The organism is Rhizobium sp. P1_E1 (assembly GCF_056406015.1).
Window position 1 is genome coordinate 39,072 of the sequence record NZ_JBFUAY010000039.1, and the last position, 8,024, is coordinate 47,095.

The 8,024-nt window shown below is 61.6% G+C and carries 10 protein-coding genes; 4 read left to right on the forward strand and 6 right to left on the reverse strand.

Features of this window, described 5'->3' with window-relative positions; all coding sequences use genetic code 11:
* Nucleotides 1-4 precede the first annotated feature (4 nt).
* The 4 genes from AC1D1Z_RS15650 to AC1D1Z_RS15665 all read left to right on the forward strand — a co-directional run bounded on the left by AC1D1Z_RS15650 (nucleotide 5) and on the right by AC1D1Z_RS15665 (nucleotide 3,488).
* Nucleotides 5-790: an ATP12 family chaperone protein gene (locus AC1D1Z_RS15650; RefSeq protein ID WP_028733763.1), complete on the forward strand. Its 786-nt coding sequence runs from the start codon at nucleotides 5-7 to the stop codon at nucleotides 788-790.
* A gap of 67 nt (nucleotides 791-857) precedes the next feature.
* Complete coding sequence (locus AC1D1Z_RS15655) at nucleotides 858-1,316, forward strand: calponin homology domain-containing protein (RefSeq protein WP_028733762.1); 459 nt, start codon at nucleotides 858-860, stop codon at nucleotides 1,314-1,316.
* A 107-nt stretch (nucleotides 1,317-1,423) separates the two neighbouring features.
* Nucleotides 1,424-2,956, forward strand: a complete 1,533-nt coding sequence (locus tag AC1D1Z_RS15660; protein ID WP_477851105.1) for an acyl-CoA carboxylase subunit beta — start codon at nucleotides 1,424-1,426, stop codon at nucleotides 2,954-2,956.
* Nucleotides 2,957-3,095: 139 nt separating this feature from the next.
* Nucleotides 3,096-3,488, forward strand: a complete 393-nt coding sequence (locus tag AC1D1Z_RS15665) for a DoxX family protein (protein WP_018242146.1) — start codon at nucleotides 3,096-3,098, stop codon at nucleotides 3,486-3,488.
* A gap of 42 nt (nucleotides 3,489-3,530) precedes the next feature.
* Here AC1D1Z_RS15665 and sugE read toward each other — a convergent pair whose 3' ends face one another.
* The 6 genes from sugE to AC1D1Z_RS15695 all read right to left on the reverse strand — a co-directional run bounded on the left by sugE (nucleotide 3,531) and on the right by AC1D1Z_RS15695 (nucleotide 7,992).
* Complete coding sequence (gene sugE / locus AC1D1Z_RS15670) at nucleotides 3,531-3,845, reverse strand: quaternary ammonium compound efflux SMR transporter SugE (protein ID WP_018072208.1); 315 nt, start codon at nucleotides 3,843-3,845, stop codon at nucleotides 3,531-3,533.
* Between the two features lie 165 nt (nucleotides 3,846-4,010).
* Nucleotides 4,011-4,478, reverse strand: coding sequence for a YaiI/YqxD family protein (locus AC1D1Z_RS15675; RefSeq protein WP_018242145.1), 468 nt, complete (start codon nucleotides 4,476-4,478; stop codon nucleotides 4,011-4,013).
* Between the two features lie 43 nt (nucleotides 4,479-4,521).
* Nucleotides 4,522-4,920, reverse strand: a complete 399-nt coding sequence (locus tag AC1D1Z_RS15680; protein WP_018242144.1) for a hypothetical protein — start codon at nucleotides 4,918-4,920, stop codon at nucleotides 4,522-4,524.
* Nucleotides 4,921-5,071: 151 nt separating this feature from the next.
* Entirely contained in the window at nucleotides 5,072-6,199 is a 1,128-nt protein-coding gene (locus AC1D1Z_RS15685; protein ID WP_477851108.1) for an S-(hydroxymethyl)glutathione dehydrogenase/class III alcohol dehydrogenase, read from the reverse strand.
* Nucleotides 6,200-6,351: 152 nt separating this feature from the next.
* The gene (locus AC1D1Z_RS15690; protein WP_018246035.1) at nucleotides 6,352-7,047 is read right to left on the reverse strand and encodes a dimethylsulfonioproprionate lyase family protein; all 696 of its coding nucleotides are present in this window, start codon (nucleotides 7,045-7,047) and stop codon (nucleotides 6,352-6,354) included.
* Nucleotides 7,048-7,062: 15 nt separating this feature from the next.
* Nucleotides 7,063-7,992, reverse strand: coding sequence for an electron transfer flavoprotein subunit alpha/FixB family protein (locus AC1D1Z_RS15695; RefSeq protein WP_130813562.1), 930 nt, complete (start codon nucleotides 7,990-7,992; stop codon nucleotides 7,063-7,065).
* Between the last annotated feature and the right edge of the window lie 32 nt (nucleotides 7,993-8,024).

Sequence of the window (8,024 nt, forward strand, 5' to 3'; positions counted from 1 at the left end):
GCCCATGCGCGATCTGCTGAACGACCTTTCCGAAGGCCTGAGCCATCCCGATCCCATCCGCCGCGCGCAGATTCAGATGAAGAAGCCGCTGCCGAAGCGCTTCTATACCGGCGTCTCCGTTGCCGAACACGAGGGCGGTTTTGCGATCACGCTCGACGGCAAGATGGTGCGCACGCCGGCACGGCAGGTTCTCGCCGTGCCGACAGAGGCGCTCGCGCAGCTTGTCGCTGCCGAATGGCAGGCGCAGGGCGAGGAGATCAATCCCGTGAGCATGCCGGTAACGCGGCTCGTCAACACCGCACTCGACGGCGTTGCCGCCAACGCGCAGGCGATCTTCGAGGATATCCTGCGCTTTTCCTCCAGCGACCTCATCTGCTACCGCGCCGGGGAGCCGGAACTTCTGGTCGAACGCCAGGCCGAGCACTGGGATCCCGTGATCGACTGGGCGGCGAATGATCTCGGCGCCCGGTTCATCCTCGTCGAAGGGGTGATGCCTCAGGAGCAGCCGCGCGAGGCGACTGCCGCCTTCGCTGTCACGCTCGCGCGATATGATAGCCCGATGGCACTTGCAGCGCTCCACACGGTCACCACGCTGACCGGCTCGGCGATCCTGGCGCTCGCCTTCGCCGAGGGCCGGGTAACGACTGAGGAGGCCTGGTCGCTTGCCCATCTCGACGAGGATTGGACGATAGAGCATTGGGGCAGAGACGAGGAAGCCGAGGAGCGGCGGGCCAAGCGCTTTGCCGAGTTCAAAGCCGCAGCGGATGTTTTTTTCGCCCTAAGCGCCTGAAACATATTGCCTTCCAATGCATTATGACGAAGTCTGCGACTCCAACGGGGTGGTGCGGGATTTTGCAATGAATTGGCTGAGGTCGTGTTTTTGCCGGGCCGCACTTGTCTGTATCGCGCTTACGGCCTGCGTCGGCCTCTCGGCCACCAAGCCGGAGGCACCGGTCTATGATGTGCGCAGCGCCGTCGTTCTCTCCGGTCCGAACATGCCGGCCGAGCTGCTTTCCGGCGTCAACGACCGCGTCAACGCAGCGATCAACGCCACCGTGCGCGACACTGTGCTGCCGCGGGTGGTGCTGACAATCCGCGTGGTTTCCATCCAAAAAGGCCTCGGCTTCCAGAAGGACCGCAACGTCGCCAAGATCAGCATCGACGCGGCCTCGGTCGAGGACGGCTCGGTCATCGCCGTCAGCGCCTTCGACGTGACCAGCATTGCTGCCGATCCCAAGCTTGCCGACGAGATCCTGGCCGAGGACGTCGCGGCAAGGATACGCTCGGTTTTCTCACTCAGCGGGCGCGGGCGCTAAATAGTTAGAACATGATGTTGTCCGAAAACCGCGCTCACTTTTCGGCATCATGCTCTAGCGCATAATCCAACCGCCGGATTGCCGCCCGCAGCGGCGAGGGAGATCGCATGAAGGAAATTCTCGAGGAACTGGAACGGCGCCGCGGCATTGCCCGCCTTGGCGGCGGCGAAGCACGCATCGACGCCCAACACAAACGCGGCAAGCTGACGGCGCGCGAGCGTATCGACCTCTTCCTCGATGAGGGCTCCTTCGAGGAATTCGACATGTTCGTCGAACATCGCTCCACCGATTTCGGCATGGATAAGAGCCGGATTGCCGGCGACGGCGTCGTCACCGGCTGGGGCACGGTCAATGGCCGCACGGTGTTCGTCTTCGCCAAGGACTTCACCGTCTTCGGCGGCTCGCTATCGGAAGCGCATGCCGAGAAGATCATGAAGGTGCAGGACATGGCGCTGAAGAACCGCGCGCCGATTGTCGGTATCTATGATGCGGGCGGCGCCCGTATCCAGGAGGGCGTGGCGGCTCTCGGCGGTTATGCCGAGGTATTCCAGCGCAATGTGCTCGCCTCCGGCGTCATTCCGCAGATCTCGGTGATCATGGGTCCGTGCGCCGGCGGCGACGTTTATTCGCCTGCGATGACAGATTTCATTTTCATGGTGCGTGATACCTCCTACATGTTCGTCACCGGTCCCGATGTGGTGAAAACCGTGACCAACGAGACGGTGACGGCCGAAGAACTCGGCGGCGCCGTGGTGCATACGGTGCGCTCGTCGATTGCCGATGGCGCCTATGACAATGATGTCGAAACGCTCTTGCAGGTACGGCGGCTGATCGATTTCCTGCCGCTTTCAAATACCGCGCCGCTGCCCGAGATCGAATGTTACCAGTCGGTGACAGAGATCGACACCTCGCTTGACACGCTGGTGCCGGCGAGTTCCAACAAGCCTTACGACATCAAGGAACTGATCCGGAAGGTGGCGGACGAGGGGGATTTCTTCGAGATCCAGGCAAGTTTTGCCGGAAATATCGTTTGCGGCTTCGGCCGCGTCGAAGGCTCCACCGTCGGTTTCGTCGCCAACCAGCCGATGGTGCTGGCCGGCGTGCTCGACAGCGACGCATCGCGCAAGGCGGCCCGTTTCGTGCGCTTCTGCGACTGCTTCAACATTCCGATCGTCACCTTCGTCGACGTGCCGGGTTTCCTTCCGGGTACGGCGCAGGAATATGGCGGCCTCATCAAACACGGTGCCAAGCTGCTCTTCGCCTATGCCGAGGCGACGGTGYCGAAGCTCACCGTCATCACCCGCAAGGCTTTCGGCGGCGCCTATGACGTGATGGCGTCGAAGCATCTGCGCGGTGATCTCAACTATGCCTGGCCGACGGCGCAGATCGCCGTGATGGGCGCCAAGGGCGCCGTCGAGATCATCTTCCGCAAGGATATCGCCGATCCCGAAAAGATCGCCGCCCATACGAAAATGTATGAGGACCGGTTCCTCTCGCCCTTCGTTGCCGCCGAGCGTGGTTATGTCGACGAGGTGATCATGCCGCATTCCACCCGGCGGCGGCTGGCGCGCGGGCTGAAAATGCTGCGCAACAAGGATCTCGCCAATCCCTGGAAGAAACACGACAACATCCCGCTTTAACGTTTTCCGCCGAACAAAGCTGCGCGATCGGGTGTTTACCCGCTGTCGAAAAAGTGAACGGCCGTCAGCGATCCGTGTGTTCAATCCTTGCGAGGGACAGGCTAACGCTCGGCTCTTATTATTTTAATGGAGAGGTTTAATGTCAACTTTCGAGCGTCTTTCTGCCTATCGCCCCTATGGGCTGGCCGCTCTCAGAATCATCACCGCGCTGCTGTTCATCGAACACGGCACGATGAAGCTTTTCGCTTTCCCGGCTGCGCAGATGGCCGGCCCGCTGCCGCCGCTGATGCTTTTCGCCGCCCTTCTTGAGCTTATCGGCGGTATCCTCATTCTCGTCGGCCTGCTGACGCGCCCTGTCGCCTTCCTCCTCGCCGGTGAAATGGCCGTCGCCTATTTCATGGCGCATGCTCCGAACAGCTTCTTCCCGGCCGTCAACCAGGGCGACGCCGCGATCCTGTTCTGCTTCGTCTTCCTCTACCTGTTCTTCTCCGGTCCCGGCGCTTTTGCCGTCGATAACCGCAAGACAGCCTGAACGATAGACTGAGGGGCGTCGCGACGCCCCTCAACCTTCACATCAGGCAGTAAGCTTGAGACCGGCGATGCCGGCGACGATCAGCGTGATGCAGGCAAGACGGGAGACACTTGCCTCATCGCCTAGCAGCCAGATGCCGAGAAATACGGTGCCGACCGTGCCGATGCCGGTCCAGACCGCATAGGCGGTGCCGATCGGCAGGTGCTTCACCGCCAGGCCGAGCAGCACGATGCTCACCACCATGGATATGACGGTCAGCGCCGTCGGCAGCGGCCGCGTGAAACCATCGGTATATTTAAGGCCGATTGCCCAGCCACATTCAAAAAGACCGGCGAGAAAAAGCAGAAACCAGGCCATGCGACTCTCCTTGTTCAAGGCGAGGCCGTCCCCGCGACAGTTGCATCCTGGAGGATGCCGCAGTCGTCTGCGATAACGCCTATATGCGTGAGGCGGCGGCGGTGTTCAAGGTCGGAATCGGCACGGCTGCCATGCCACCCGTTTCTTGCGGGCTTGGGAGCCGGATCAGGATTGCCCGCCAGCCTCGGCGGAAAGGCTCTTGGCGCGGCGGCAGAGGCGATCGAAGGTTTCGAGGAAGCGTGAACGGTCTTTCGGGCTGAAGGCGGCGTTGTAGCCCTTGCTCTCGCCGGTTTCACGCAAGTGCGCGCCGAGATCGCGCATGGCGCTCGCCATGCCGATATTGGTCTCGTCGAAGACGCGCCCTGTGGGTCCGCTGACGAAGGCGCTAGCGGCGACACAGCGTACGGCAAGCGGCACATCGGCGGTGACGACAACATCGCCCGCACCGGCGCGTTCGGCGATCCAGTTGTCGGCGGCGTCAAAGGCGTTGGAGACGATGACGTTGTGGATCATCGGATCGCGCGAGGGGCGCAGGCCGGAATTGGCAACGAAGGTGACTTCGAGGCCGAGACGTTCGGCCACCTTCAGGATTTCCGGCTTCACCGGGCAGGCATCGGCGTCGACATAGATCAAAGGCTGTTTACCTCATTCAATGCCGACGCCTGATACGCGCGGATTACTCGCGAGTCCAGATTTCGCTCGCAACCTTTTCCGAGCCGCCATAGGTCCAGACACCCTGCCAGCTGCCGTCCGGCTGCTCGAAATACATGGCGATGCCGAAATTCTCCTTGGAGACGTAGCCGACGGAGATCGCCGTATCCTCGTCGCTTGCCGGACCCATTTCGAAACGATCGCCGCTGAATTTTGCGCCGAGGCCAGTGCCGATCGACTCGTTCTTGCCGATCATCCAGTCGACGATATAGGTCTCGCCGTTGCGAAGCACCTTGACGGTGCCCTGATATTTGCTGCCGTCCTCGCTGGTGCCAGCGACCTTGTAGGAACCTGTGGGGTCCGCAAATGCAATGGCGGGCAGTAACACAAATGCACAGGCCGAAATAATAGTCCGAAAAATCATAGGGCCCCCCTTTTGGCGAAGCATGATTGCCAAGCACCGAAGCGGTAACATGAAAGGGCTTCACACTTGGTGAAGCCCTCTGCAGATCAGGCCCGTTATTTTTAGGGTATCGAGCGGTTTTACTTCAAGCCCGCAGTCTTTGTGTCATGCATTAGTAGACCACCACGCCGCGGATGCTTTTGCCCGAATGCATCAGCTCGAAGCCCTYGTTGATSTYCTCGAGCGGCATGGTGTGGGTGATCATCGGATCGATCTGGATCTTGCCCTGCATGTACCATTCGACGATCTTCGGCACGTCGGTGCGGCCGCGCGCGCCGCCGAAAGCSGTGCCCAKCCAGTTGCGGCCGGTGACCAGCTGGAACGGACGGGTGGAGATTTCCTGGCCGGCACCGGCAACGCCGATGATAACCGACTTGCCCCAGCCGCGGTGSSWKGCTTCCAGSGCCTGGCGCATCACCTTGGTGTTGCCGGTGCAGTCGAAGGTRTAGTCGGCGCCRCCGATCAGGTCGCCGTTGCGTTTGGTCAGGTTGACGAGGTAGGGCACGATGTCGTCRCCGACCTCCTTCGGATTGACGAAGTGGGTCATGCCGAAYTTYTCGCCCCAGGCCTTGCGGTCAGGGTTGATATCGACGCCGATGATCATGTCGGCACCGGCAAGWYKCAGGCCCTGRAGCACGTTGAGACCGATGCCGCCGAGMCCGAAGACGATCGCCGTGGCGCCGATCTCCACCTTGGCGGTATTGATGACCGCGCCKATGCCGGTGGTSACGCCGCAGCCGATGTAGCAGATCTTGTCGAAGGGCGCGTCGGGATTGACCTTGGCAAGGGCGATCTCCGGCAGCACGGTGAAGTTCGAAAAAGTCGAGCAMCCCATATAGTGGTGGATCTTGTCCTTGCCGATCGARAAGCGGCTCGTTCCRTCCGGCATCAGCCCCTGGCCCTGGGTAGCGCGGATCGAGGTGCAGAGATTGGTCTTGCGGGAAAGGCAGGAATAGCAYTCGCGGCATTCCGGGGTGTAGAGCGGAATRACRTGGTCGCCCTTCTTGACCGAGGTGACGCCGGRGCCGACATCGACGACGATGCCGGCACCCTCATGGCCGAGAATGGCCGGAAACAGGCCTTCAGGATCGGCGCCCGACAGGGTGAAATCGTCRGTGTGGCAGATGCCCGTCGCCWTGACCTCGACCAGCACTTCGCCGGCCCGCGGTCCYTCCAGCTGCACGGTCATCACTTCCAGCGGTTTTCCTGCCTGAACGGCAACGGCGGCGCGAACGTCCATCTTGATATCCTTCCTCTTAAATTGAATTCTGATGCTACATATTCCGATAGACCGGCTTCTCAGCGATCTGCTTCGCTGCGTGACCGCCGAGACTTCATGCTCTCKCCTTCGGCCTTTTCGTTCATCTCAGGCTCGTCGTTGCCAAGCACCCATCACGTCTCCCGCTCAACCTGGCACCAGACCGCAAGCAGAGGCCGGGCTGTGCATCTTATCGCGAAAGATTGGCCGGCGTCGTTCGCAAAGACCGTGCCGACACCGGCGGAGAACCACTCGGAATCGCCAAGGCGGATTTCGCCCGGCGACAGCAGAATGAAGGCGCGCGGCTGCGTCTGAACATGATCGGGGAAACGGGTGTAGCGATCCATATAGATCACGCCGACCCTGAGATCGGCGCGTTCCTCCATGCCGCCGGGGCCGACCACGACCGCATGGGAATGCGTATCGCCAAAATTCAGGCTTGCAAACGGACCGGAGCGGCCGCGTCTCCAGAGCAGTTTGTCGGCGAGACTATGGAACTGGCTGGCGATCGCCTCGTATTTCCGTCCCGATTTCGCAAGATGGCCGATGGCGTCATCAAGCCCTTCCGGCGCGCCGGGAAGAGACCCGCCCTCCGGGCGCACCTTGCCGGTCTTGAGCAGTTTCTGGAGAACCTTGCCCGCGACGAAGCTGGCGACGGCAGGAGCCTCCGCCGACAACATCAGCCCGCCGACATCGTTGAGGAATTCCTGCAACGGCCGAGAACGTCTTTCCCTGCCGATGTCGTGTAGCCGTATGTATGCCGGCTTCTCGTCATCGTTCAGGAGAAGGTCGGCACCAGGTTTGATTGGACGTCCCACGACGCGCGCCACGTTCGGTCTCCCCCGCTAGAGTGCCTTTTGCAATTCCGGCAGGGCGTCGAAGAGATCGGCGACCAATCCGTAGTCGGCGACCTGGAAGATCGGTGCCTCCTCGTCCTTGTTGATGGCGACGATCACCTTCGAATCCTTCATGCCGGCCAGATGYTGGATGGCGCCTGAAATGCCGCAGGCRATATAGAGCTGCGGCGCCACCACCTTGCCGGTCTGGCCGACCTGCCAGTCGTTCGGCGCATAACCGGCATCGACGGCSGCACGCGATGCACCGACGGCAGCACCGAGCTTGTCGGCAAGCGGCAGGATGACCTCCCTGAACTTCTCGGCAGAGCCGAGTGCSCGGCCGCCGGAGATRATGATCTTGGCAGAGGTCAGYTCCGGACGGTCGGAGGCCGACAGCGCGTCCCTGACRAAGGTCGACAGCCCCGGATCGGAAACCGCCGGGATCGCCTCGACGGTGGCCGAACCACCTTCCGGCGCGGAGGCAAAGGATGCGGTGCGCACGGTGATCACCTTTTTGGCATCGGTCGCCTGCACCGTCTGGATGGCATTGCCGGCATAGATCGGCCGTTTGAAGGTGTCGGACGAGATCACCTCGACGATCTCCGAGACCTGGGCGACATCGAGCAGGGCTGCCACCCGCGGCAGCACGTTCTTGCCGACCGAGGTGGCGGCCGAGATGATCGTGTCGTAGCTTCCCGCCAGCGAGACGATCAGGTCGGCCAGCGGTTCGGCCAGATTATTGGCCAGTTCGTCGCTTTCGGCGAGCAGCACCTTGGAGACACCGGCAAGCTTGGCGGCGGCATCGGCAGCGGGTTTGGCAGCCTTGCCGGCAACGAGAATGTGAATATCGCCGCCGATCTTGGTTGCAGCCGTCAGCGTCTTGGCGGTCTGGTCGGACAGGCTTGCATTGTCGTGGTCAGCCAGAAGAAGAATGGTCATGATGATGGTTCCTGTTCCAACCTGATTACAGC